Here is a 26,084-nt window from a genome sequence, read left to right as displayed (position 1 = left end):
TGTTTTTTGGTTATTCGGTTTTGCGTCACAAAGATATAAAATAAATACAATTCAAGTCAATGAATACCAATAAGTTATATATTAACATTCTCTTAAAAGTACAATAAAAAACTTCATGGTTGCAAAAAATACCCAAAATAATACAGTTTTATACTACTTACAAAATCAGTTTTCAATCGGTAATTGTGCATTAATTTGTTGTACGCGATTATTCATGATTGTTGCAATACTATAAGCCCGATACTTCACATCCGCTGCTTTTTCACCCTCAAAAAGTTCGTCTACATTCTCAAAAAACAGGGCTAACCAACGGTCAAAATGGGCAGGAGTAAGAGTATGTTTTGTGGTTAACTGAAAATGCGGCGGCATGGGTCGGCCGGTATAATTAAGCGTACCAAACAAAATACCTTCCCAAAAATCATACATTTTGGGCAAATGAGCCTCCCAGTTGACATGGGCAACCCCGTCAAATATGTGACCCAGCTCCGAGTCCTGACGAATTTTTTGATAGAATTGATTGACCAACAATTCTACATCAGCGCGGTTTTCGAGTAATTTCGGCATGGTAAAAAAACAAAATTTCGACAAAATAGGTGCAAGGCATCATCAGTTGAACTGACAAAAATCATATTGAATACGCATTTTCACCAATAAGTTCCTGATTCTCACCTCTCCTCTACCCCCCTTTATTTCGTCTAAAAATAACTTTTCGTCTTATTTATTTGGTTACAAGTCAATAAGGGCGTATTTTTCAACCGCATTTTAATTACATACCAAACCTAATTCTCTAAAACCCAAATTATATGGATAACTCTATTTGGCGTAAAAAACCTCTTTCAGCCTATGCGGCAGACGTTAAAAACAACCAACTCAAGCGGGTGTTGGGAAGGTGGGAGCTCACCTCGCTTGGTATTGGCGCGGTTATTGGCGGAGGGATTTTTGTATTAACGGGAATTGCGGCCAATCAATTTGCTGGCCCGGCTTTAGCACTTTCATTTGTCATTGCAGGCATTGGCTGTACGTTTGCAGCCCTTTGTTATGCCGAGTTTGCCTCCATTTTACCCGTAGAAGGATCGGCTTATGCTTATTCTTATGGTACAGTGGGTGAATTTTTTGCCTGGTTTATCGGCTGGAATCTTATTTTGGAATACATGATGGGAGCTACCACAGTAGCTGTAAGTTGGTCGGGGTATTTGGAGAAGTTTTTACACCTTTTTAATGTACACTTGCCTGTTTGGTTGGTTAACGACCCCATTACTGCCGCTGCGAAAGGATATGAGGGCGGATTTGCCTGCAATTTACCTGCCTTCCTGATTGCGTGGGTAGTTACTTCCGTTTTGATAAAAGGAATCAAAGAAGCTTCAGGTGCCAATAATATTATTGTAGCCATTAAGACCACTGCCGTTATTTTTGTAATTATCGTTGGCGCATTTTATGTAGACACTGCTAACTGGACACCTTTCATTCCGGAACGCGTCATTGATGCCTCAGGCCAAGGCCATTACGGATTACAGGGAGTTGTAACTGCCGCCAGTATTATTTTCTTCGCTTATATTGGTTTTGATGCCGTTTCGACTTCAGCAGGTGAGGCGAAGAACCCTACCAAAGATGTACCTTTCGCGATTATTGCCTCTTTAATTATTTGTACGATTTTGTACATTTTGGTCTCTTTGGTATTAACAGGTATGGTTAAGTTCGACAAACTTGACTTGAAAGCTCCGGTAGCTCAGGCTTTTGCCGATAACGGAATTACGTGGGCAGTATATATTATTACAATTGCTGCTTTGGCCGGTCTAACCTCCGTTATGCTTGTGATGATGTATTCACAAACACGTATCTTTTTGGGAATGGCCAAAGATGGTTTGTTGCCAAAGAGTTTCTTTGCTGCCATACACCCAACCTTTAAAACCCCTTGGAAAAGCACTATCTTAGTTGGTTTTGTGGTTTCGCTCGTAGCAGCTTTTACTCCAATTGACAAAGTGTCAGAACTAACCAGCTCAGGCACTCTTTTGGCATTTGCTATGATTTGTGGCGCGGTTTGGTTGCTACGCGTACGCGAGCCTAATATTGAACGCCCTTACAGAGCCCCTGCTTTACCAGTCATTGCCACTTTAGGAATTCTTACCAACCTTTACCTGATGTTTAATCTTCGTACAGACACCATCATTGCTTTCTTTGCATGGGGTGCATTGGGTATCATTGTTTATTTCCTTTACAGTCGCAAAACGAGTAATTTGAATAAGCAATAAACTCCTGTTAAATTTCATAAAAAAAGTGGCCGAGTCAAACTCGGTCACTTTTTTTATATAGGGTAGGATAGGTTTTATAAAATGGATTATCTTCCCAACGGTATTGAAAACCCTGCCAGTACGCTGAAACTTTGATTATAAACGGGCACCTGCACTACCGGTGTGTCATAAACCCGCGTAAACCCACGTTCGTAACGCCCTTCGACAAATAACTTTGCATTGCCCACTTCAAAGCTTAATCCTGCTCCGCCAACACCGCCAACTTCAAAACGATTGAACATTCCTAAGCCAATACTTGTGCGCGTAGGTTGGGTACGAAACAGAATCAAATCAGCGCGGCTTACTATTTTTCCGTCAGCTAAATAATTGAAAGAGGGACCTAAAATCACGTACGGCTTTACCGGGCTATCTTCGTAGCCAAAATCGTATTGGAACAGCAAAGGAGCCTGAATGTAAGTCAACCGCTGTTTGATGGAACCGCCCAAGGGAATATTAACCCCTATCAAGTTTAATAGATTATCGGAAGAGATCCCTGCGCCGCTTTGCTTGTAGGCAAGTTCTGGCCGAAAAGAAAGCCCTCCTGCAATTGGAATTTGTAAAAATACGCCACCGTTTCCACTCACGATGTAGTTAAGGTTGCCCGTGAAATTTTCAATAAAACCACCAGTTCCGGTAGTTTTGGACAGCGATGCGCCTCCGCGTACACCTATTGAAACCTGTGCATTGGCAGCAATGCTTACGACTGCCATTAAAACGATTGCCAAACTGATACGTACTGTTTTCATAGCTTAAGAAGATGGTTAAAATTTGTGACCTTTTCTCATTAACGTCATTGAGACGTGGGTATTTTGGCGAGTAACCCACTATTCGGTTAATGATTGTTAACGGTTACAAATCCGTATTCCTACCTGAAAACCTACCCAATTGGTAAAATCAAGACCATTGCGAAGCGTGGCTGTTGGAAAGGGCTGATACAGTCGCGAGTTGTCTAATTTTAAATAACCCGGCTGAGCCGTAAGCCCCGTCAGGGAAGCCGCTCCAAACAATGCCAGATGACGCGTAATCTTCTTTTCGAGTCCTAAACTCAAGCGGTAAAATATCCCATTGGACGAATCGAAACGATTGGTGGCCTGCATTATTTTATTTGCAGTAAGGTCTACATTCGTCATCCAGCCTCTTCCCAGATTAAGAGCGGTACCAACACCATACCCAAACGTATAGAGTGGTTTATCGGCCATACCAAAATTACTGCCTATGGTAAGGATATTGTAAAATTTCTGAATTCCTGTTTTGAACGTTACATTCGCGTAGTTAAGCTCGTCGGTACTGATTTCGTAGCGACGATAGCCATTTCTTCTGACAAAACTGAAAAGACCGATGGGCAAAGCGCCTGATGAATCGGCATAGTTGAATAAAGCCAGTTGCAGCCCCTTTTCATGAACCGTAGCATAATTAAAATAAGAACTGATTTGTATTCCTCGAAGCTTATTGAGCGCCAAATTTCCAAAACCGCTTATTTGCCAACCACTCACATTACCTAATGTCAGGTTCGCAAAACCGCTTATCTGTCCACTCTTCATACTACCCAATGTCACGTTAGCAAAACCCGCTGTTTGAAAGCCATTCGTAAAACTGCCTCCCGTCAGGTTGGCAAACCCTGCGATTTGTAAACCACTGTGATGCCCTGCCGTCAGATTGGCAAAGCCTGATGCCTGCATTCCATCAAAATTTTTCAAAACCCCATTGGCAAAACCGGACGCTTGTAAACCATATACGTTCCGTCCTACCAAATTGGCAAAACCCGAAATTTGGGCTCCGTGTACATCCCAACGAACAAGATTGGCAAAACCGCCAACTTCCAGGGCATTTACGCCTAAGGAATAACCGGCAATGATATTAAAAGACAAACCATTAATTACGTTTCCGCTCAAAACGTGATTGGTGCCTACAAAAGGCAAAAGTGATACTTGAAACGGACGATAGATAGTATCTCTAACGTTTTGGATGTGAACGGCTTGCTGAGCTGTGGTAAAAGCATCAACAAACGTTTTTTCCACATTTTCTAAATTAAGTTTACGCTTTTGCCTCGGCACGTTAGAAGTATCGGCAGAGGCTACAAAAACAGGAGTGGGCGCAGGAACCCGCACTTTGAAAGTATCGGTGACAGGAACTGAAGAAGGCTTTGTTTGAGTAAGTATTTGTAAAGGTTTTTCATCGATTTTGGTGTGAATGAGGCCAATATCCATGGCCTGCTGATTGTTAACGGTCACACTTGTTCCCAAATACCGTTCTTTTCGTACTTCCAAGCGAGGATTCGGTAAAGCTGCGGGCAGCCGCATACGAAAATACCCCATTTGATTGGTAACGGCCGAGACCAAAGTTCGTTTTTCAAATATACTCACCTGAGCAATTCGCTCTCCCGTTTCTTGGTCAAAAACGTAACCATTAATAATAATATCTTTCGGCTCTTCGGGTTTTTCAGCGACTTTTTGAAGGATAATATGATTACGTCGTTCTTTGTAAGTAGCTGAATCTCTGAACAATTCGTCCAAGACTTGCCGCACAGCCTTGCCGGCAGCGTTCAGTGTTACCCGACGGCTCAAATCAAAATCAGCAGGATTGTAAGAAAAGCTAAAGCCGTTGCGGTCACCGATGATTTTTAATGCTTCTTCCAAACGTTCATTACTCAATTTAAGAGTAATTGGCTTGTCCAGAACCGTTTTTTGGGCAAACGAGAATGTGCTGATACTGACAAATAAGAGAATCTTCAGAAAAATTTTCATGGCTGTTTTAGTCAATAAATGATTGATTTTGAATTGGCACGGCTATTCACATCCGCTTCCGTCCAATAAAATGGAGTTTCCTCGTCGAACGACTTTGAGATTAAGTGTCTCGGCAATAACGGTCAGGGTAGCGTCCAAACTTTCCCGTTCAAAGCGTGCCGTGAGGCGGCAGTTGGCCAGATGACGGCTACTCAGCTGAATATCTGCGTGGTAGCCGTCTCGCAAGGAAGCTACTACATCTCCCAGATTCGTTTTATCGAAAACAAAAACCCGAGTTCGATACGCTAATTCATTGAAATTCAGTTCGGGTAATTTCATAATCGTATCCGCCTGAACGGCCGCCGATTCATTTTTAACTAAAAGGGTTTTGGCTTTAGGTGTCGAAAACTGCACTTTCCCGCTTGTCACTGCCACACTTACCCGTTTACCGTACGCTTTTACGTTGAAAGAAGTACCCAAAACCCGCACTTCTGTGCCGTTGGCTTTGATAATAAAGGGTCGGGTTTCATCGCGCTTTACATCAAAATAGGCTTCTCCGGTCAGCGTTACCGTTCGGGTTTCATCATTGAAATCAGCGGCGGAAGTAAGGGTAGAATTTTGATTTAAAAATACCTTTGTACCATCCGGCAACATTTGTTCAAGGGTATTTTTTTGAGTTTTTATAACACTTGCTAACTCCTGTTTTTCAATGGGTTGTAAAAACCGATACCCTAACCACCCCAAACCCAGTATCATCAAAACACTTGCTGCGGCCCGCCAATTGAAAGAAGTATGAATGGTGATTTGTGATTTGTGGCTGGACTTAGAGTGATAAAGTGGAACGCTGTCCGCTGCCGACTGTGGACTGTGAACTCTTTTACTTACTTTTTTCCACGCCGCATCAACGTCCACTCCTGCCTGCGGTTTAAGAGCAATGTATGTTTCCCAAACTCGCTGAAAACGTACCAATTCCTGCTCATGATTTGCCGATTGATCCAACCATTCTTTCACTTGGCGAGTTTCGTCTTCGGTGGTTTCACCTGCCACGTACCGCGCCAGCAAATCGTCAGGAATATGTGTGTTTGAAATCATTGGTAAATGTCAATCATAAATAATCGGTTAGTCCTAACCAAACTAAAATCGGTAAATAGTCAGCCAATTCTGTTCTTAAAATCTTCAATGCCTTTCCAATTTGATTTTCGATGGTTTTGACCGAAAGTCCCAATTGGTCCGCAATCTCCTGATATCGAAGTTCATCAAAACGACTCAATTTAAAAATGATTCGACATTGCTCGGGCAACTTCTCAATCGCTTTCGCAAGTTGTTGCTCCAATTCATTTTTATAGACCGTCTGACTCACTGATTCGTACGAGACCTCCTGATAATAAAGTGCATATTGTTGGTGTTCGTCGCGTACTTTTTGGTGCTTTATCCGGTTGAGGCAATGATTATGCACCGCACGGTACAGATACGACTTCAACGACTGCGTGATTTCAATTTCTTCCCGTTTTTCCCAAATACTCACAAAAACATTTTGGACAATCTCCTCCGCTTCGTCGGCATCGTGCAAAATACTACGCCCGTAGGTACACAGCCCGGCGTAGTATTTCCGAAACACCTGTTCGAAAATACGCTCGTCTCCTTGCCCAATGGCCGTAAGTAGTTGTTTGTCAGACAATTGCACGAAATTAAGTCCCGTTCGTTTTATCGCAAAAGTACGACTTTGCGACCAACGAAATAATTGTTTTTGTGACGAGTTGTCGAAAACGATGGTTGAAACCTCCATTTGTTCCTATGACAACCCACGGAGAAGTTCCCCCCATCCGAACGAAAACATTTTATTTACTTTTTTATTCTGGATTAACTGTGGGAGTTTTAAAGCAAGTCAGCCCTTCGATTGGCTTCAGTCAGGCTATTTTTTTACAATCAAAGAAAAAAATAGGGATTCGAATGGGGGGAAAGTAAATGTCTGTTGTCATAGCTTCAAAACAGTCAATTAAAATCATTCTATCAGCTATGAAAAAGTTACAGTATCTTTTTGTTTTCGTCCTTTTATCTGGATTCTTTCAGTCTTGTGTTTTTATTGACGGCGATGCTCGCCTTGATCCCCTAAACAGCGATTCACGCAATTTTAGCGTACGTGATTTTGACCAACTTGAGATGGGAAACGCGTTTGATATTACAGTACGCCAATCGGGTCAATTCAGCGTTTTTGTCCGGGGCGACCGCCGCGATATTGAGGATTTGGAAGTATTTGTCAATAATTCGGGGAAATTGGTCATCCGTTATCGTAACTGGCGCATTCGTCGCTACGACATGGATATAGACATTACCATGCCCGTATTAACAGGCGTAGATTTTTCAGGTGCGACAAATTCCACGATTAGCGGTTTCGGTACAATTCGAAATTTGGATGTTCAATTATCGGGGGCGTCAAAATCAGTCATGGATGGTGATTGGGACCGAGTTACCGTTGATATTTCGGGCGCTTCTAACCTTACTTTACACGGTCAGGGGTTAAGTTTGGGTGGCGATTTATCGGGAGCCTCACGCTTAGATGCCTTTGATTATCCCGTTGACAACGTTGATTTGGGTTTGTCGGGCGCAAGTAATGCTCGCGTATTGGTTGGTAAAACGCTCAAAGTGAATGCCAGCGGTTCCAGTGATTTGCGCTATCGCGGCACGCCTGAAGTGCGCTCTTCTGTTTCAGGAGGAAGCACGGTAAAGAAAGATTAAGACAAAAAATCCCTAACTTTGTAGTTCTTAGTTGAAGCCGTTATCGGTTATCGGTTTATTCGCATTCTTTGCGGTTAACTGATACCTGATAACGGCAATTTTAATTAAAAAAATTGCCCGATGAACTACAAAGAGTACAAAGGATTGGACTATGCTCAGGTAGGCAAAGACATCCTTGAGTTTTGGAAAGAAAACCAAATATTCGAAAAATCAGTCGAAGTGCGCGAAGGTGCGCCTTCGTTTACTTTTTATGAAGGCCCTCCGTCGGCCAACGGAACTCCCGGTATTCACCACGTAATGGCGCGTACGATCAAGGACCTTTTTTGCCGGTATAAAACCTTACGCGGATATCAGGTAAAACGCAAAGGCGGCTGGGATACCCACGGCCTGCCGATTGAGTTGCAGGTAGAGAAAGAGCTCGGCATTAAGAAAGATGATATCGGTGTCAAAATCAGTATCGAAGATTACAATAAAAAATGCCGCGAAGCGGTGATGCGTTTTACGGACCTATGGCTTACCATGACCGAGAAAATGGGGTATTGGGTGGACATGGATGACCCGTACGTAACGTACAAAAACGACTATATTGAAACGCTTTGGTGGCTTTTAAAGCAACTTTACGACCAAGGACTTTTGTACAAAGGATATACGATTCAACCGTATTCGCCCGCAGCCGGTACAGGCCTAAGCTCGCACGAGCTCAACATGCCCGGCACGTACAAAGACGTAAGAGATACCACCATTGTAGCGCAGTTTAAAGTTAAATTTTCGGGAAAAGCAGCCTATTTGTTTGATACTGCCAACAGCGACGAAGTATACATCTTAGCATGGACGACTACGCCTTGGACGCTTCCAGCGAACTCGGCCCTGACCGTTGGTAAAGACATTGATTATGTATTAATTAAAACCTTCAATCAATATACCTACCAATCCGTCAACGTAGTATTGGCAAAGGATTTGGTGGGAAAGTATTTTTCTGAAAAAGGCAAAGACGCCGACTTTGGAAAATACAACGACGGCGACAAGATAATTCCGTGGAAAGTTCTGATGGATTTGAAAGGTAAACACCTGGAAGGAATTCAATACGAACAATTACTACCGTATGTTCAGCCCCTTCAGGACGAAGACAAGGCTTTTCGAGTGATTTTAGGCGATTTTGTCACTACGGAAGACGGTACGGGCGTAGTACACACATCTCCTACTTTCGGAGCGGATGACTTTCGGGTTGCCAAAGCCAACGGGGTACCATCTATCATGGTGCGCGACGAAAACGGAAAAGAAGTGCCTATCGTTGACCGTCAGGGACGGTTTGTAAAAGAAGTAGGCGAATTTGGAGGACGGTTTGTAAAAGAAGAATACTATTCTGACCAAGAACGCAGCGAGGTTGATTTCAAACCTACGGACGTACTGATTGCCATCAAGCTGAAAGAAGAAAACAGAGCGTTCAAGGTCGAAAAATACGAACACACCTACCCGCACTGCTGGCGTACCGACAAACCTATTTTGTACTATCCGCTTGACAGTTGGTTCATTGCGACCACCAAGAAAAAAGACAGATTGGTAGAACTCAACAAAACCATTAACTGGAACCCGGAAAGTACCGGAACGGGACGTTTTGGCAACTGGCTCGAAAACTTGGTAGATTGGAATCTCAGCCGCAGCCGCTATTGGGGCACACCACTCCCGATTTGGCGAAGTGAAGATGGAGCAGAAAAATGCATTGGCTCCGTTGAAGAACTAACCAATGAACTGCAAAAAGCGCTGGAAAGCGGCGCTTTGAGTGCGGAGCAAAGCGCGAAAAATGAATCTTTCCTCCAATCCAAAGGCACTGAATCGTTTGATTTACACCGTCCTTACGTAGATGAAGTCTATTTGGTTTCTGAAGGCAGGAAAGTAATGATGCGCGAGACGGACCTCATCGACGTGTGGTTTGACTCAGGAGCAATGCCATATGCGCAGTTCCATTTTCCGTTTGAAAACTTAGATAAATACCCCCAAAGTATGGGTGGAACCGCTGAGAATGAATCTAAAACTTTATTCCCGGCTGATTTTATTTCCGAAGGTGTGGACCAAACACGCGGTTGGTTTTTTACCCTTCACGCCATTGCGGGTTTGCTATTTGATTCGGTTTCGTTTAAAAATGTTGTTTCTACCGGATTGGTTTTGGATAAAAACGGCAATAAAATGTCGAAACGCCTCGGCAACGCGGTGGATCCGTTTATCACCATTGACACCTACGGCCCCGATGCCACGCGTTGGTACATGATTACCAATGCCGAACCTTGGGATAACCTTAAATTTAACATAGACGGTATTGCAGAAGTACAGCGGAAGTTTTTCGGAACGCTGTTCAATACCTACAATTTCTTTGCCCTGTACGCCAATTTGGATGGTTATAAAATCGACCAGTTCAATCGCGTACCGCGCGAGCACTTGACCGAGTTGGACCGCTGGATCATCTCAAAACTGTATACATTGGTCAAAGAAGTAGGCGAGCAGTACGATGGTTACAATCCAACCAAAGCAGGCCGCTTGATTCAGGATTTTGTATGCGATAATTTATCCAATTGGTACGTACGTCTGAATCGCCGGCGTTTTTGGCAAGGAGAATTAACCGACGACAAACGGGCTGCTTACGAAACGCTTCAACATTGTTTGGCAGCAGTAGCTCAGTTGATGTCACCGATTGCCCCTTTCTTTGGCGATTGGCTGTATCGTAATCTCACGGATAGTGTGCGTGAAGAGTCCATTGAAAACAATACGCCGTTCAAACACGAATCAGTGCACTTTACTGATTGGCACACCTACGGACCGGAATGGGTAGATGCTGATTTAGAAGCCTCTATGCAATTAGCGCAGGACATTTGCTCATTAGTACACTCGTTGCGCAAGGGTCATAAAATAAAAGTTCGTCAACCGTTAACGAAGGTTTTGATTCCTGTATTAAGCGAAAAAATCCGTCAGCAAATTGAACACGTTGCTCCTATCATTATGAATGAAGTAAACGTGAAAAGCGTTGAATTTGTGAGTGATGATTCCGGTATTTTGAAGAAAAAAATAAAGCCGAACTTCAAAGCACTGGGGCCTAAGTATGGCAAAAACATGAAGAGCATTGGTGAAAGCATCATTGCCATGACCGAGTCTCAAATTCGTAAAATTGAAAAAACTGGGCAGGTAACCCTGACTATCGGAGAGTCAACATTCGACATTTTGCATTCCGAAATCGAAATTCTAACTGAAGATGTTCCGGGCTGGTTGGTAGCAAGTGCAGGAAGTCTGACCGTAGCGCTTGATGTAACGATTACGGACGAGCTTCGTCAGGAAGGTATTGCCCGCGATTTCGTTAATCGTATCCAAAACCTCCGTAAAGACAGCGGTTTTGAAGTAACGGACAAAATCAAAATTTCACTGGAAAATAACAATGAAGAACTTGCCGATGCCGTAGCTACCAACAAAAACTACATTTGTCAGGAAGTGCAGGCTATCGCCTTGGATTTGGTAACTGATTTGAACGGCTCCGCTTCCGAAATCGAAATGGATGAGTTTTTATTGAAAGTGAAGATTGAAGTGGCATAAATTAAAGCAACTTCCTGTTGACTGATCAGTCAACAGGAAGTAAAGCTTATTAAATTATACTTTCCAATTGGATCAATATATAAGATGAACACAACACAACTAAAATCAACTCTTCATACACTTATAGAACGTATCAATGATGATGCCGTTCTACAGGCGTATGTTGTATTGTTATCAAGAGAAGCCGAAGGCACTCCCGATTTTTGGGACAATCTGGATACTACTACCCAAGCTGCGATTCAAGAAGGTCTGCAAGATTTAGATGAAGGTCGTAAAACAGATTTCTTCGATTTTATGAAAACACAGTATGGAATTAACCGTTGAACTTTCAGAACGCGCCCGCCGAGACATAGAACAAATCGCTGATTATTTGGCTAAAAATTGGTCGGAGCGTACCAAAATAGAGTTTTTGATATTGTTAACTGAGCAAATGAAACTTATCAGCACAATGCTTTATCTCTACAAAGCTTCTCAAAAACAATTCAATGTACGCGAGTGTGTAATGAATAAACATACTGTTTTGTATTATCGCGTATCGGAAGAAACTATTGAAATTATCACAATTCGCAATACTCGACAGAAACCTGAAGAGTTCTAAATTGACAAAACAGAAAAAGCCGTGAGATTCACGGCTTTTTCTGTTGAAATATACTTATAAATTATTTCTTTGAAGCTACCATCTTCGCCAATTTAACCAGCTCGGGACCATCCAATGCTCCTAAATGACTGGTGACTATTTTTCCATTTCCATTAATAAAGAAAAGTGTAGGATACCCTTCGATGGGGTACATATTGGCCAATTGAGGTCCTTCGCCAATTTCCATGTCTTTTTTGATATTGATAAAAGTGGCATTAAAATACGTTCCTACGTCACTACGGGTGAATACCGTTTTTTGGAGCATTTTACAAGGTCCGCACCAACTTGTATAAGCATCAAAAAAGATGAGTTTTTTCTCTTTTTTAGCTTTTTGAAGTGCTTTTGACCACGGTAATTCTACAAATTGAATACCGGTGTCTGCGGCAGAAACTGTATTGGCTTTAGGCGTAGTAGCAGCAATACCTGACAACATGACGGCAGCCAAGGCGAAAGCAGAGAGGAAGCGTTGCATTGATTTAGAGAGTTATGTTTTAAAAGTTAGATTTGTGTGTAGAACGCAAATTTCGTGCTAAATGGTTTACGACACCCAAAAAACTTACCAAAGCAACGAATATTGAACGGTACCGTTGAGCGGCAACAGCAATTCCTGTTGGCTGTTTACAGTGCGTAGTACAGGCTTACTTTTGGCATCAATACGCACGTAGTAGCTTTGTCCGTTTACTTCATAAAGCCCTTTTTCTACCTGAGAAATGCTCTTTTCGCTTACAACTCTCACATAACCATTGGGAACGTTTGCGCTGATGGTGCGCGTAAGTCCTCCATTGGCGGGAGCAATTTCATCAGAAATATCAATAGCTCCATGACGATAGGTAACGGTTGGAATTCCGGCAGTATTGAGTCGGTAGCCTTTATAAATAAGGTTGGTCAATGAGTCCGGCCATACGGTAGAGTTAGCATCGGCAAGAATTGCCCAATCCACTTGTCCTTTGGTGGTGTTGGCCGCGCCCATTGGATGCAGAATTTGCGGTTCACCCCGATCATGCCACATTTCGGTCACATCGGCAAATGGCCCTTTCCAAAACTGGAGCAGCGAGCCGCGATTGAGGTCTAACGTATAATTCGCACCTTGGGGCGAGCCTACCGAAAGGCAATGAGTTCGTTTCTTTTTTTCTCCTTCGTGTTGGATAAACGAACGTACTAATTCTGCTTTCCCGTTGGCTTCCACTTCAATGGTTGGAATTGGGTCAGGTTCAGGAACAGATGAAAGAATGTGTAATGGATACGGGCGTACACCTTGAGTAGATACAAATATTCCTAATGCCGGGCGTCGCCACGTCAGTTTGTGATAGGTCAACTTGAATGGATGACTTCCTTTGGTCAGGTGAACCGTTACATGGACATAATTTTGAAGAAAATCATTCCATCTGTAAGGCAGCAGCGTTTTTCCGTCAATATCTAAAGCTGCATTGGCCATGTAGGCTAACTGAAGGAGATAATCTGCTTCCTGTCCTACTTCCATTTGCCCCTCATAGACTAAATAGAAACTGTTGTTGCCCAATCCCCACTCGCGGGTCAGAACAGAAGTTGTATCTTTTTTTAGAATATTTTCCGTCAACAGTTCCTTTGGCTTATCATTCCCGGCTTTATATAAGGTATAAGTCAGGTTGCGAAGAGCAAGCGGGCGGGTATCGTTGAGAAGCTGATAAAATACATTTCTAAAAGCCGCCGTCCCGGAATTCACTTCCAAAGACAGGGACGTTTCGGGGGTAGGGATGGCATTCAGAAAAGCATTTTCCTGAATTATGGCACCGTTTAGAGTCAGTTTCTCAATTTGAGCAGCACTGTTTTTGGTGGCTTTTTTATACTGTATGGTCAGACTTTGCCAAAGCCCAGGCGCTTTACAGGCATTTTGAAGGGGCGTTAAATTCCCAATACTTCCGCAGAGGTTGGCATCTGATTTTACGGCCTGCCAGCTATCGTTGAGTCGAATGTCGTACCCACCGGGAAGTTTGAGTGTAGCACTGCTCGCGGGCGAAAGCATAAAATCCAACTTGAGGATTACATCACCCACGCCAAGGTTAGTAACAGCTTTTGCTCCCGAAGTTCCAACAAGGCTGCCCGTGTTTTTATCGGTTACGGGAGTGGTTTTGATAAACCCGCTTTTTTCAGGATGCATCATTACTGATTGCGCTCCCTTCCAAGCACCTGCCAATTGAAAGGGGCCGCCTTCGCTCGTGGCGAGTTGCGTCATGCCACTATTTTGGGCTTGTAAAGAAAAAATGAAACCGGCTGCCAAAATCAGACAGCCGGTGTGAAAAGCAATGCGTATTTTCATATTCAAAAGAAATTCAGCTTTGTGTTTTGTTAATACAAACTCTATTGCTTTTGATTTCTACTGTATTTTCAAGATTTTTCGACGCGCTATCCGGCCATTTTGCTCGGCATTGAGGTAATAAACGCCCGGGGCTAACGCACTAAAATCCAATTCATCTTTGCTTGAAGAGGTTTCCTGACGCAACATAACTCGTCCAAATCCATCACTTATCATTACCGATACGGGCTTGTTCATTCCACCCTCGATTTCAATCGTGCAACGGGCCTGCACCGGCATAGGATATACTTTGAACCATTCGGTACCGTTGACAGGTGCAATACTCAATACTGGATTTACCACCAACACAAGTCGGGAAGTAGCAGGGCCATTACCGCAACCATTACTGATTGATACGACACGATAGGTATTGGTTTTGCCCGGTCTGACGGTAAATCCATAGGGCGTAGCCGATGTTTCAAACGTAGTATCTTTCACAGCTAAACTATCCCGATACGTGATTTTCCAAGGAATTTCGCCCGTAAATGCAATCGCCAGCTTAGCACTTTCATTTTCATAGATACTCGTTGGACCAGAAAAAGTAGCGGTCGGCAATTCCCGTACAGTAATTTGAACTGGGCTTACTTTTCCTTTTACCGTAAAATTAGAAGCTACCCCAACCACTCTTACAAAGTAATTTCCGGCCGTTGCCGCGGTAGGAACAGTAGCCGTGAGCGGACTGCTGATGCCATCCGTTGTAATCGTCTGGAAGCTTGCATCATCGTTTGTTTTTGAAATTTGAACCCTAAACTGCGTGTTAGAAGAGAAGAAATCAGACGAAAAATAAGGCATTGTAAAGGTTTTTCCTGCACAAACACTGGTCACGCTGGGATTTCCCACGTCAATGGTAGCGACGCGTACGTTGATTGTCGCACTTCCAGCAGGACTGCCTTCACCACAACCGTTGGTAATTTTAGTAACCGTATAAACCGTTGTTTCCAAAGGACTTACTGTAATATTCGTAGGATTTTGGGTCGTTGTCAGCGTCAATCCGTTTGAAAGCGTATACGTCCATGGTCCCTGTCCAGTAAACATCAAAGAAAGCGGTGCTGATTGTCCCTGTGTAATCGTGGCTCCACCGCTTACTTCAGCACTTGGGAGTGACTGAATAGTAACCGTAATCTCAGCCCGAGGACTTTCACATCCGTTTGTGCCGGTTTGAGTTACATAAAACTGATAATTACCGGGAGTCTGAGTAGGAGGAATATTGGGGGTATTTTGAGGTTTTCCCCCTGTTTTATTTGTATTATACCATTTCAAGTTACTGCCCGTTGCTGACAAAGGTTGCGGAGTTGCATTTTGGCAGATAACTAATGGGAAAGTGCTTACGGTTGGAGGCGAGGTAGTCCTTACATTTACTTTAATTTCAGTACGGGGGCCTCGGCAACCATCTCTAAGTTGCAAAACCGCAAAGGTGCCTTCAAATCCCGTATCCGTCGTAATGGTGGGAGTTTGGGTAGTCTCTGAATTGTTAGATAAAAACCACAATAAACTCTGCCCCGTACCCTGCACTTTAGCATCTAATTGCAATGCGGGATCAAACTGACACAATAAATATTCCTGTTTTGTCACTAATGCAGTTGGAGGAAGCGGCTTGATGTTCACCTGTACCTGACTGCGCTGACTTTCGCAGCTGTATTGATTCGTTTGAGATACGTAATAACTTGTTGTCAGAGAATTGTCGGTAGAATTGTTGGTGGAAGGAGTAGGAGCTACCCCTGACCCTGTGCCATTAGTAGCTTCCGTATACCATTTAATATTACTTCCACTGGCTGTTAAAGGCTGAGAAGCAGCCGTAGCACAGTAAACAATGGGAGTTGGTGCCCCGGGATTGCCAGGAGTTGGGTTCACTACAAATGTAAATACCCGCGCACTGCCCGTACAGGTAGCAGTGGCCGGAATGACACTTACGTTGGTTGTTACTACATTTTGAGAGTTGTTCAAAGCACTGAATCCGCCTCCGATATTTCCCGAACCCGTTATTCCAAAACCTACGTTGGTAGGTGTGGACCAATTGAAGTTGGTATTGGGTGTATCGCTGGAGAATGTTATTGGAGAACCCGCAGCACCTGCACACAGGGTTACGTTAGAAACTGCATTGGCCGAAGGGGTTGGATTGACCGTAATCGTAAATGTACTTGCCGGACCTGCGCAGGAATTCGCAGTAGGATTCACGGTTATGGAGGCCGTTGATGCAGTCGTAATTGGGTTAATTACGGTATAAGCGGCTATATTGCCGCTGCCACTTGTACCAAATCCGACGTTACGGGTACTTGCCCAAGTATATGTCGTCCCTGATGTAGGGCTGCTGAAATTAATGGGAGCGCCTGTAGCAGCACCGCAATAGGTTATATTTCCAATAGGAGTCACAATAGGCGTTGGATTGACAGTAACCGTAAAAGGACGTACCGGCCCCGTACAGGCAGCGGTTTTAGGCGTTACGTTTATCGTACTGATTACAATTCCGGAACCTCCATTGGTCGCTGTATAAGCCGCGATATTCCCCGAGCCTGAAGTTCCAAAACCTACGTTAGAAGAAGCACTCCACGTATAAGTTGTACCCGTAGTTGGACTTGAAAAACCAATGGCGGGTGCGGCAGTTGTATTACAAAACACTACATTCCCTACTACATTTACTTTAGGAGAAGGATTTACTGTGACGGTAAACGTTTTTGAAGCCCCTACGCACGTATTGGCCGTAGGGATAACAGTAACTGTACCTACTGTTGCGGCATCGCCGTCCACTGTAGTATAAGCCGCAATAGTTCCTGAACCCGAAGTTCCAAAACCTACATTGGAAGAGGATGTCCAGGCAAAAGTAGTACCCGACGTAGCACTGGAAAAATTAATGGCCGGGGCACTTGCATTTCCACAAAAAGCAGCATCTGTAATGGCTGCTGCGACCGGAGTAGGATTGACGGTTACAGTCAAACCGGTAGCAGGACCTGTACAGGTACCTGTTGTAGGTGTCACCGATATAGAGGTTACCAAGGGATTTGTACCTGCATTGGTAGCGGTATAAGCTCCAATAGTACCCGAACCTGTCACTCCAAAGCCAACATTTATGGAACCTGTCCAACTAAAGGTAGTTCCGGCCACAGGTCCTGAAAACGCAATGGCAGCACCCGGATTTGTATTACAATAAACCGCATTGGAAACACCGCTAACGGTAGGGGTTGGATTAACCGTTATGGTAAAACTTCGTGAAGTACCTGCACAACCACCTACCGAAGGGGTTACAGTTACTGTAGACACGATTTGTGTTGTACTTGAGTTAATAGTGGTATATCCACCGATATTTCCTGAACCCGAGGTACCAAAACCTACGTTTGCACTACTCGTCCAATTGAATGAAGCACCCGACGAAGGGCTTGAGAAAGAGGTTCCTGCTACAGGAATTCCCCCGCAGAAAGAAGCGTTGGAAATCACATTAACGGTTGCGGAAGGGTTAACAACGACGGTAAAAGTAGTGCTTGTCCCGGTACAGCCTCCAAAGCTTGGAGTGACCGTTACCGTAGCAGACAGTGCAGAAGAACCTCCATTGGCCGCCGTAAAAGCAGGAATATTACCTGTACCTGAAGTACCGAAACCTACATTAGCACTACTTGACCAAGTAAAAGTTGCCCCTGACGTAGGGCTTAAAAAGTTAATGGCAGCACCTGGAGCACCGTTGCAATAAGAAGCATTTCCAATGCCGTTTACTGTAGCCCGCGGTCTTACAGTAACCGTAAAGGTAGTTGGAATACCAGGACATCCTCCTGCTTTGGGAGTCACCGTTACGGTTGCTACTGCGTTGGCAGATCCGTTATTGTTAGCCACAAAAGAAGAAATATTCCCCGAACCTGACGTACCAAAACCTACATCTATGTTGCTGCTCCAATCAAAGGTAGCTCCCGCCGTAGGACTTGAAAAATTGATAGCCCCTACCGAAGCATCGTCGCAATAAGCGATACTGGCTACTGGATTTACAGTCGTATTGGTTGGAAAAACGGTTATAGAAAATGATCGTGGTGTTCCCGTACACCCATTTGCGGAAGGGGTGACCGTCACGGTGGCGGTTACGGCTGAAGAAGAACCGTTAGCGGCAGTAAAGCCGGGAATGTTTCCCGACCCCGTAGTTCCAAAACCTACGTTGGCAGTACTTGTCCACGTAAAAGAAGCACCCGGAGTCGGACTGCTGAAATTGATACTGGCAGCCCCCGATCCATTGCAAAGATTTACATTTGAAATAGCATTGACATTTGATACTGACTGAACCGCTACTGTAAAAGTGATAGGAATACCCGTACATCCATTCACCGAAGGGGTGACTGTCACCGTTGCCGTTGTTCCAGCGTTAGTTGCTGTAAAACCCGGAATGTTACCGGAGCCGGAGGTTCCAAAACCTACATTAGCTGAACTTGTCCAAGTAAAAGAAGCTCCTGCACTGCTGCTGCTAAATGAAATTCCTCCTACCCCAGCTCCACTACAAGGTGTAATGTTAGCTACCGGGTTAACGGTCGCAATAGGATTAATCTGAAAGGAAGTGCTGGCTGCCGAAACGGTAGCTCCTGATGATACTCTTACTTTATAGCCTGCTGCGGCAACGGCACCCACGGGCAACGTAGCCGTTATAGGACTTCCGGCCCCTGTACCGATTACATTGGGACTGGCAGGAAAAATACCTGCGGCATCCGAAAATTGTATTGAAAAAGTAGGAGTCCCTGAAAAACCAGTAGCTGTAAAAGCGACTCGTATTTGTTGTCCGGCACAATAACCTCCGGCAGGAATCGCCCCCGAAGTATTGGTAACCAGTACCGCACTGATGCTTTGAGCTGCGCTTTCAGAAATCACCCCACACAACAGCAAAGTAACGCAGCTAAGAAAAAGTAGTTTTTTTAACATAATCGAATTGAACATTGATTTTTATAAAAACGGTTAAAATTAGCCCTTTATTGAAAAATTGGTACTTTTCATAGGGGGTCTTTTATTTTTCGTTACTCAAAATCGCCTGATAAACCAGTTCGTGCAAGCGTCGCCGAATCTTTTTCCGGTTGATTTCCGTATTCTCCGCATTAGGATTAACGCGGTTGGAAAGAAATATAAAAACCAATTCTTCTTTCGGATCCACCCACACCATCGTACCCGTAAAACCCGAATGACCAAATGATAGGGGTGAAGCAGAAGCCGCTACATAATTACTTTCACCATTGGCAGGTGCTTTGTCCCAGCCCAAGCCTCGGTGATTTGCATTATCAGCCATTTTAGCAAAGAAAGGCAAGGTTTCTTCCTGAAAATAACGTCGGTCTCCGTAAAGACCTTTTTGTAAGTTCATTTGCATCAAAATTGCCAAATCATACGCGCAACTGAACAATCCAGCATGACCGGCTACTCCGCCGTATACCGCCGCCATCTGGTCATGAACCGTTCCTCTCAGCAATTGATTTCTATACGAGAAATCGCTTTCAGTCGGAGCAATCTGACTTTCTGGAAAACGTTCCAATGGTTTAAATCCCGTCTCCATCATTCCCAAAGGCTCATAAAAATTTTGGCTTAAAAATTCATCCAAAGGTTGATTGGTAATGCGTTCAATTACTTTTTGGACCATTAAAATTCCCAAATCACTGTACACAAACGAATATTTTCCGTTCACTTCTTTTCTCATGGGCGATTGTACTACCCATTTCCACACCGAGTCTTTTAACATAGACTTAGAAAACAATTTAGGCGCAATCTGCATGGAATAAACACTATCCTTGAGTGAACTGTAATATTCGGTCATCAGTCCGCCGCCGCCTGTTTTTGTCCGTTCCCAGAGTTTGGGATAAAAAGCCACTAACCCCGAACGGTGCAGTAACAAGTCTTCCACAGTAATATTGGCCTTATTGGTTCCAATAAGTTCAGGCAAATAGTGTGCCGCTTTTTGTTTTAGGTCAATCGCATTTTGTTCCTGTAAGTACATGACCGCCTGCAAAGTAGCCGCTACTTTTGTAACGGAAGCTACGTCATAGAGTGTTTCATTGGTTACTTTTTCATTATAACTGTCATAACTTAAGGTTCCGTAATTTTTTTGAAAAACGACCCGCCCCTTTCTTGACACCAACACCTGACACCCCGGAAAGATGTGTGCCTGAATGGATCTCTCAACAAGCGTATCTATTTTGCTCAATCCTGCTGAACTCATCCCCACTTGCTCAGGCAACCCCAAAAACAGCCGATGCAATGCCTTTGTCTCGTATCCTGTACCTATATTATACATTCCTTCAATCGAAACTGGAAGTTTACCTTTGAAAGGCAATGCCCCAAAAATCTGCTGAGCGGCAGCGATTTCCAAATCAGGCAGGTTTTCGTAGGCGCAAATCACGGCTGACGTAATTGGCAATTGTTTGAGCGCATAAGGCGTTCCGAAAAGGCTCACAATTACCCTTGCTTTCTGTTGCAAACGATTCAGCAAATCAATCGTAGCGGGAGTAATGGTAAAAGGCCGGTTGAAATTGCGACGTGTATCATGCAGACTCACTATCACTACTTTAGCGCCGGCTGTTTGTGCCAACAAACTTTCTATTTCATCGTTGGTAGTTGGTTTTTCAGCATAGACAACATGTTTGAAAGGAGCATATCGACTGAGGGTTTGCTGAAATAAATTAATTCCTCCGCCTCCAATGGCTATCGAAGCAAAGGTACAGGTATCCAAGGCTGCAATGGGAAGTAAGTGATTTTCATTGTGTACGAGCGTAACTGCCTGTTCGCATAAATCGCGGGTAAGGGCACGAAACGTCGAAGTTTGCAAGTCCGCATTAAGGGTTGAGGGTAAAATCTGCTGAAGACGATTTAAACCTAACCAATATTTAGCCCGTAAAATCTTGCGTACCTTTTCATCAATCACTTCGGGGGCAATAGTGCCTTTTAACAGTCCGTCTTTGATGCGTTTAATGGATTCGGCCACACTTTCGGGATACAATAAAATGTCATTTCCTGCCAAAAGAGCTTTTACATTGGCTTCCACCGCCGTACGTCCCCGGCTCACTCCCTGCATATTCATCGCATCTGTAAAAACCAGTCCCTGAAACCCCATTTGTTTTTTGAGCAAATCAGTCACTACTTTTTCAGAAAGAGAAGAGGCCAGTAAAGGAGTGTTATCTAACACAGGCACGTATAAATGTCCCGTAATGATACCCGTCAGGCTATCGGCAATGAGTTTACGGAAAGGATATAAATCGGTTTCGGTCAAACGGTCCGATGAGTGAGACAGTACAGGCAACGTATAATGTGAGTCGGTATCGGTATCTCCGTGACCCGGAAAATGTTTGGCAGTAGCAATGACGTGTTGGTGCTGCAAGCCTTTCATATAAGCAGCGGCTTTATCAGTAACGTTGTCACGGTCTTCTCCAAATGACCGTAAACCGATAACAGGATTTCGCGGATTCGAGTTAATATCAGCCACGGGGGCAAAGTTGACTGTAATGCCCAAACGTTGGCATTGACGCCCTATTTCCAATCCCATACGATACACATACCGATTGTCCTGAATAGCTCCCAACGTCATTTGTTTTGGAAAATCATCAACGCTGTCCAATCGCATTCCTAAACCCCATTCGCCATCAATTCCAATCATTAAAGGCACGGTTGATTTTGTTTGGTATCGGTTCGTCAATTTAGCCTGACGGGAAGGGCCGCCTTTAAAGAAGATAAGGCCACCGATATGATAATTCTGAATGAGTTGGTCAACGTACCGATAATACGTCTCGTTTCGGTCAGAATACGTCGCAATCATAAACAGTTGACCGATTTTCTGTTCTACAGTCAATTTACTAAATACACTGTCAGCCCATTGATTTTCAACAAATACGGCACGAGAAGGCGGAGTATCCCTGCGTAAGGATGACTCTCGTTTGTATTTTATTTTCCTTTCGGGTTTAGATACTCCAAACACACCAATTAATCCTGCGCTTACCAAAAGCCCAACAACAGCTCTTCCAAAAAGAATCTTCATTTAGGTAGTTAAAATAGATTCAAAAGTACAAAAACGTCAGCACAAAAATTGTACAAAACTCATTTTTGATTAGTTAGTTAACTATTGTTTACTATTAATTACATTGTAAACTAAGTTTCTATAATTAAGCAAATACGCAAAATTAAATATGAAATAATTTTTCACAACTCATTAATAATCAAAGGATTTTGCTTATTTGCTCTATTTGCAATTTTCCCTTTTTACTTAATTTATTTGACTCATTTATTTTATTGTAATGCCGATTGAGTTTCGTTCCTGCTATTTTTAATGGAGAACTGCCAATCAATTTTTATTTGTTTCTCATTACGTTCCGCACGGGCGGCCCTGTTTGACAATTATTAAAACATCTTTTTGAAATAACTCCTGTGTTCGAATTCTGCGATTTAAGCATTGCTTGGCTAATGCCGAGAATTCTATGGCACGGACCACCCCGCTCTATTATTTTGAGCCAACTGGCAGATTTTGGTGTATAGTAAAACCGCGCGGGCGGCACCGTCAAATTTTTGAGCTAATTCAAATGCCTCATCTGCCGGTAAATTTTCATAAGAAGAGCTATTATTATGGGTATTCAAGTTGTCTTGCACTAATCGAATTTTCGTTTCATTGGGGTATTGTTTTACTAATTCCTGCGTAAAAATTGCATGCTCTTGCTTTGTTCTTTGAGCATATACTTTGGACATTTTTTTTCCTGTTAAGGGTTCAATGGCTGCTAATAAGGCACATGAACCATTCTTTTCGTAGCCATAATGTTCCTTTTTGACTTTGCCTGTTTGCATAACAATAGGCTCAACACTATCACCAATTAAGAAACAAGCGGGGCCTCATCGAAACACACACCGGGGTATTGAGCATCGTAGATTCGGTCAATTTAATACGATGTTTCTGCATTGTATTTTTCAGAAACACATAGAAAAACTATACCAATTTAGTTTACAGAGTATTTAGAAAAAGGCTCTTACCCTATATGGGACTGATAACAAGGCACTCATTATAGTTTACACCACTAAAAACCAAATATAATTTTCTAATAACATTAGTATAATATCAAGGCAATATTGAACTTCTACTTTTGTGGTGTTAAAGCCAAAAACTTTATGACACCAATAATCATGACCCCCAATCAAAAAATGTTGAACGTCTATCGTATGAAACGACAAATTTTAGTATTCATAGCGGCGCTATTATATAGCGCTTTTTCTTTTTCCCAAACAGGAACCATTCGCGGAACAATTACCGATGCAAAAAACAAAGAAACGCTCATAGGGGCTACCGTACGCCTTGCGGGAACACAAATGGGCGCGGCTACTGACATAAACGGCTTTTTCTCCATTGCCAAAGTACCTGCCGGGAAATATACCATTGAAATAACCTATGTTTCCTATAAAACGGAAAATGTAGAAAATGTTACAGTAGAAGCGGACAAAGTTACAGAAATAAACAGTTCCCTTTTAGAAGCTGCCGCCACGTTGGCAGAGGTTAGAGTGGTAGCTACTCGCCAAACCAATACCGAGGTATCAGTGATCAGCGAAATCAAAGCTGCCCAAAACATTGTCAGCGGAATTTCGTCACAACAAATTGCCCGTACCCTCGACCGAGACGCGGCTCAGGTAGTGAAGCGTGTACCGGGAATTACCATCGTGGGTGACCGATTCATTACGATTCGCGGGTTGAACCAACGCTACAACAACGTTATGTTGCATAATGCCTTTACCCCTTCGATGGAAACAGATGTAAAGGCGTTTTCGTTTGATGTGATTCCGAGTGGTCAGATAGACCGCTTATTGATTTACAAAACACCTTCGGCTGACTTACCAGGAGAATTTGCGGGAGGAATTGTTAAAATCTTTACCAAGAATATCCCTGATGCAAATACCGTTACCTTGGATTATAGCTTGGGTCTCCGTCAGGGAACAACCTTCCAGGACTTTCAGGCATCAAAACAGGGAGACAATTATTGGACAAGTTTCAACAATGGCTATTTGGATTTACCGAAAGATTTCCCAAAAGATATTCGTGCCATTGGCAACAATCCTGCCTTGATAGAATTAGCGGGTCGTTCATTACGTAACGAGTGGATACCTGTCAAGTCCAGTGCTTCACCTGATCAGCGCGTATCATTGACCGGCAACTTTAAAATGAGTCTGGGAAAAATTCGTATTGGCAATATTACAGCCATCAATTTCAGCGAAACCCGACTTTTTACCGATACGCAACGCAATGATTATAATATTGGAGCAAACAATCAAATCGAAACCTTATTTGAATACGATGACAAAGCATATTCACGTAATAACCGAGTAGGTATTTTGCACAACTGGGCGGTTCGCTTTAATGAAAATCACTCTATCGAATTTAAAAACCTGTTCAATCAAATCAGTAACGGACGCTATGTGTTCCGTACTGGACAGGATATTGCACAAAACTATCGCCCCAACAATCACTCTTTCGACCAGATATACCGCGGAATTTATTCAGGCCAACTCACAGGTAAACATGAGTTTAATGATGACAAAACAACCATTGATTGGGTAGTTGGTTACAACAATTCGTATCGTGACCAACCTGATTATAAACGCTATCGTTCCGACGTGGTGAATGCTACAACGGGAAAAACAGAAATCTATATTCCTGTCGGACAAGCGCAAGCGTACTTCTTAGGCCGGTTTAATTCAACCATGAAAGAAAATGGCTACACAGGTTCCGCCAATTTGACTCAAAAAATTAAAGCTGGAGAGAAAGACATCGAATTGAAATTTGGTGGATTTTATGAGTTGAAAGACCGTTCCTTCAAAGCCCGTAACTTAGGATATGTGCGCGGGGGCAACTTTAATGCTTCTTTGTTAAGCAGTGATATCAATACCCTTTTCCAAAACATTCGGAATGACGGGGGTATTCGTTTGGATGAGCAAACGAACTCCAACGACTCCTACACTGCCAAAAATACGTTGATTGCGGGTTATGGTTTGATTAATATTCCTTTTACCAAACAATTCAATGCCATTGTGGGCGTGCGGATTGAAAATAACCGCCAACAAATGAACAGTGCATTTTTGGGAGGTGCCGCAGCCAAAGTAGACAATAAAATTAGGAGCGTGTTGCCTTCGGCAAACTTCACGTACAACTTCAGTGAAAAAACATTGCTGAGAGCGGCTTATGGGATGACCGTCAATCGCCCCGAATTCCGGGAGTTGGCTCCCTTCTCGTTCTTTGATTTTGACTTCAATGTGGTATATGAAGGAAATCCTAACTTGAAAATTGCAACTGTTCAAAACGTAGATTTACGTTGGGAACATTATCCCACTCCTTCAGAGCTAATCAGTGTAGCTGCCTTCTATAAAAGCTTTAAGACTCCTATCGAATCAACGGTAGATTTGGGTTCAACGGGTGCAGGTTCAAAAACATTTATTACCAACAACGCCGAAAGTGCTTACAGTACAGGTCTTGAAATTGAAATTAAGAAAGGGCTCGGAAATTTGAGAACCGGCTCAGCCTTCTTTGAAAAGACAAGTTTGCTATTCAATACTGCCTTGATTTATAGCCGCGTAAACTTAGGTTCAAAAGGCTTAGGTCAGTCCAATAATCGCCCGCTGCAGGGTCAATCTCCATACATCGTAAACGTGGGTATCAACTACAACGATACCAAGAAAGATTTGCAAATCAATTTACTCTACAATGTAATCGGTCGTCGTATTATCGCGGTGGGTTTTGAAGCTTACCCTGATTTGTATGAAATGCCTCGTAATGTCGTGGATTTGACCTTCTCAAAAGGATTTAACGAGCGTTGGACCATTAAAGGAGG

General features: G+C 43.3%; 16 protein-coding genes. 6 read left to right on the top strand and 10 right to left on the bottom strand.

Annotation, left to right across the window (positions count from 1 at the left end; translation table 11 throughout):
* Window positions 1–165: 165 nt before the first annotated feature.
* Window positions 166–564, bottom strand: a complete 399-nt coding sequence (locus Q0081_RS28350; protein ID WP_298361459.1) for a group III truncated hemoglobin — start codon at window positions 562–564, stop codon at window positions 166–168.
* 239 nt (window positions 565–803) lie between these two features.
* On the opposite strand from Q0081_RS28350, the gene Q0081_RS28345 reads away from it, so the two are divergent.
* On the top strand, window positions 804–2,249 hold the full coding sequence (locus tag Q0081_RS28345; RefSeq protein ID WP_298361457.1) for an APC family permease: 1,446 nt from the start codon (window positions 804–806) through the stop codon (window positions 2,247–2,249).
* A gap of 86 nt (window positions 2,250–2,335) precedes the next feature.
* Here the strand turns inward: Q0081_RS28345 and Q0081_RS28340 are convergent, their stop codons facing one another.
* The 4 genes from Q0081_RS28340 to Q0081_RS28325 form a co-directional block, all read right to left on the bottom strand.
* Entirely contained in the window at window positions 2,336–3,034 is a 699-nt protein-coding gene (locus Q0081_RS28340) for a porin family protein (RefSeq protein ID WP_298361455.1), read from the bottom strand.
* Between the two features lie 96 nt (window positions 3,035–3,130).
* The gene (locus tag Q0081_RS28335) at window positions 3,131–5,032 is read right to left on the bottom strand and encodes an STN and carboxypeptidase regulatory-like domain-containing protein (protein WP_298361453.1); all 1,902 of its coding nucleotides are present in this window, start codon (window positions 5,030–5,032) and stop codon (window positions 3,131–3,133) included.
* 42 nt (window positions 5,033–5,074) lie between these two features.
* A complete protein-coding gene (locus tag Q0081_RS28330; protein WP_298361451.1) occupies window positions 5,075–6,103 on the bottom strand; it encodes a FecR family protein in 1,029 nt (342 codons plus the stop codon).
* A 13-nt stretch (window positions 6,104–6,116) separates the two neighbouring features.
* Window positions 6,117–6,695: an RNA polymerase sigma-70 factor gene (locus tag Q0081_RS28325; RefSeq protein ID WP_298361486.1), complete on the bottom strand. Its 579-nt coding sequence runs from the start codon at window positions 6,693–6,695 to the stop codon at window positions 6,117–6,119.
* A 332-nt stretch (window positions 6,696–7,027) separates the two neighbouring features.
* Between Q0081_RS28325 and Q0081_RS28320 the strand changes: the two genes are divergently transcribed.
* The 4 genes from Q0081_RS28320 (at window position 7,028) to Q0081_RS28305 (ending at window position 11,921) form a co-directional block, all read left to right on the top strand.
* Complete coding sequence (locus Q0081_RS28320) at window positions 7,028–7,747, top strand: head GIN domain-containing protein (RefSeq protein WP_298361449.1); 720 nt, start codon at window positions 7,028–7,030, stop codon at window positions 7,745–7,747.
* Window positions 7,748–7,867: 120 nt separating this feature from the next.
* Window positions 7,868–11,323 carry an isoleucine--tRNA ligase gene (gene ileS, locus Q0081_RS28315; protein WP_298361447.1) on the top strand — a complete coding sequence of 1,152 codons (3,456 nt, stop codon included), beginning with the start codon at window positions 7,868–7,870 and terminating at the stop codon, window positions 11,321–11,323.
* Window positions 11,324–11,407: 84 nt separating this feature from the next.
* On the top strand, window positions 11,408–11,647 hold the full coding sequence (locus Q0081_RS28310; RefSeq protein WP_298361445.1) for a hypothetical protein: 240 nt from the start codon (window positions 11,408–11,410) through the stop codon (window positions 11,645–11,647).
* Window positions 11,631–11,921, top strand: a complete 291-nt coding sequence (locus Q0081_RS28305; RefSeq protein ID WP_298361443.1) for a type II toxin-antitoxin system RelE/ParE family toxin — start codon at window positions 11,631–11,633, stop codon at window positions 11,919–11,921. Before Q0081_RS28310 ends, Q0081_RS28305 begins: the two co-directional genes overlap by 17 nt.
* A gap of 61 nt (window positions 11,922–11,982) precedes the next feature.
* On the opposite strand, the gene Q0081_RS28300 is transcribed toward Q0081_RS28305, so the two are convergent.
* The 5 genes from Q0081_RS28300 to Q0081_RS28280 all read right to left on the bottom strand — a co-directional run bounded on the left by Q0081_RS28300 (window position 11,983) and on the right by Q0081_RS28280 (window position 23,067).
* Window positions 11,983–12,432, bottom strand: a complete 450-nt coding sequence (locus Q0081_RS28300; protein WP_298361441.1) for a thioredoxin family protein — start codon at window positions 12,430–12,432, stop codon at window positions 11,983–11,985.
* An 84-nt stretch (window positions 12,433–12,516) separates the two neighbouring features.
* Window positions 12,517–14,256: a family 16 glycoside hydrolase gene (locus Q0081_RS28295; protein ID WP_298361439.1), complete on the bottom strand. Its 1,740-nt coding sequence runs from the start codon at window positions 14,254–14,256 to the stop codon at window positions 12,517–12,519.
* Window positions 14,257–14,313: 57 nt separating this feature from the next.
* Window positions 14,314–19,176, bottom strand: a complete 4,863-nt coding sequence (locus Q0081_RS28290; protein WP_298361437.1) for a T9SS type A sorting domain-containing protein — start codon at window positions 19,174–19,176, stop codon at window positions 14,314–14,316.
* A gap of 82 nt (window positions 19,177–19,258) precedes the next feature.
* Window positions 19,259–22,264: a glycoside hydrolase family 3 N-terminal domain-containing protein gene (locus Q0081_RS28285; RefSeq protein WP_298361435.1), complete on the bottom strand. Its 3,006-nt coding sequence runs from the start codon at window positions 22,262–22,264 to the stop codon at window positions 19,259–19,261.
* 434 nt (window positions 22,265–22,698) lie between these two features.
* Complete coding sequence (locus tag Q0081_RS28280; RefSeq protein WP_409034107.1) at window positions 22,699–23,067, bottom strand: transposase; 369 nt, start codon at window positions 23,065–23,067, stop codon at window positions 22,699–22,701.
* Between the two features lie 312 nt (window positions 23,068–23,379).
* Here Q0081_RS28280 and Q0081_RS28275 point away from each other — a divergent pair.
* The coding region (locus tag Q0081_RS28275) for a TonB-dependent receptor (protein ID WP_298361431.1) at window positions 23,380–26,084 on the top strand (2,705 nt) is incomplete at its 3' end.

The sequence above is a fragment of the Runella sp. genome, assembly GCF_027484545.1.
Classification (GTDB): domain Bacteria; phylum Bacteroidota; class Bacteroidia; order Cytophagales; family Spirosomataceae; genus Runella.
The sequence above is the reverse complement of the archived record's forward strand: the minus strand, read 5'-3'. Positions and strand labels throughout refer to the sequence as shown.

What these genes read in the sequence shown, in the direction of transcription:
- Q0081_RS28340 (WP_298361455.1), bottom strand. Translation starts at nt 3,034, where the DNA reads ATGAAAACAGTACGTATCAGTTTGGCAATCGTTTTAATGGCAGTCGTA.
- Q0081_RS28310 (WP_298361445.1), top strand. Translation starts at nt 11,408, where the DNA reads ATGAACACAACACAACTAAAATCAACTCTTCATACACTTATAGAACGT.
- Q0081_RS28295 (WP_298361439.1), bottom strand. Translation starts at nt 14,256, where the DNA reads ATGAAAATACGCATTGCTTTTCACACCGGCTGTCTGATTTTGGCAGCC.
- Q0081_RS28290 (WP_298361437.1), bottom strand. Translation starts at nt 19,176, where the DNA reads ATGTTAAAAAAACTACTTTTTCTTAGCTGCGTTACTTTGCTGTTGTGT.
- Q0081_RS28320 (WP_298361449.1), top strand. Translation starts at nt 7,028, where the DNA reads ATGAAAAAGTTACAGTATCTTTTTGTTTTCGTCCTTTTATCTGGATTC.
- Q0081_RS28285 (WP_298361435.1), bottom strand. Translation starts at nt 22,264, where the DNA reads ATGAAGATTCTTTTTGGAAGAGCTGTTGTTGGGCTTTTGGTAAGCGCA.
- Q0081_RS28350 (WP_298361459.1), bottom strand. Translation starts at nt 564, where the DNA reads ATGCCGAAATTACTCGAAAACCGCGCTGATGTAGAATTGTTGGTCAAT.
- Q0081_RS28335 (WP_298361453.1), bottom strand. Translation starts at nt 5,032, where the DNA reads ATGAAAATTTTTCTGAAGATTCTCTTATTTGTCAGTATCAGCACATTC.
- ileS (WP_298361447.1), top strand. Translation starts at nt 7,868, where the DNA reads ATGAACTACAAAGAGTACAAAGGATTGGACTATGCTCAGGTAGGCAAA.
- Q0081_RS28300 (WP_298361441.1), bottom strand. Translation starts at nt 12,432, where the DNA reads ATGCAACGCTTCCTCTCTGCTTTCGCCTTGGCTGCCGTCATGTTGTCA.
- Q0081_RS28330 (WP_298361451.1), bottom strand. Translation starts at nt 6,103, where the DNA reads ATGATTTCAAACACACATATTCCTGACGATTTGCTGGCGCGGTACGTG.
- Q0081_RS28305 (WP_298361443.1), top strand. Translation starts at nt 11,631, where the DNA reads ATGGAATTAACCGTTGAACTTTCAGAACGCGCCCGCCGAGACATAGAA.
- Q0081_RS28345 (WP_298361457.1), top strand. Translation starts at nt 804, where the DNA reads ATGGATAACTCTATTTGGCGTAAAAAACCTCTTTCAGCCTATGCGGCA.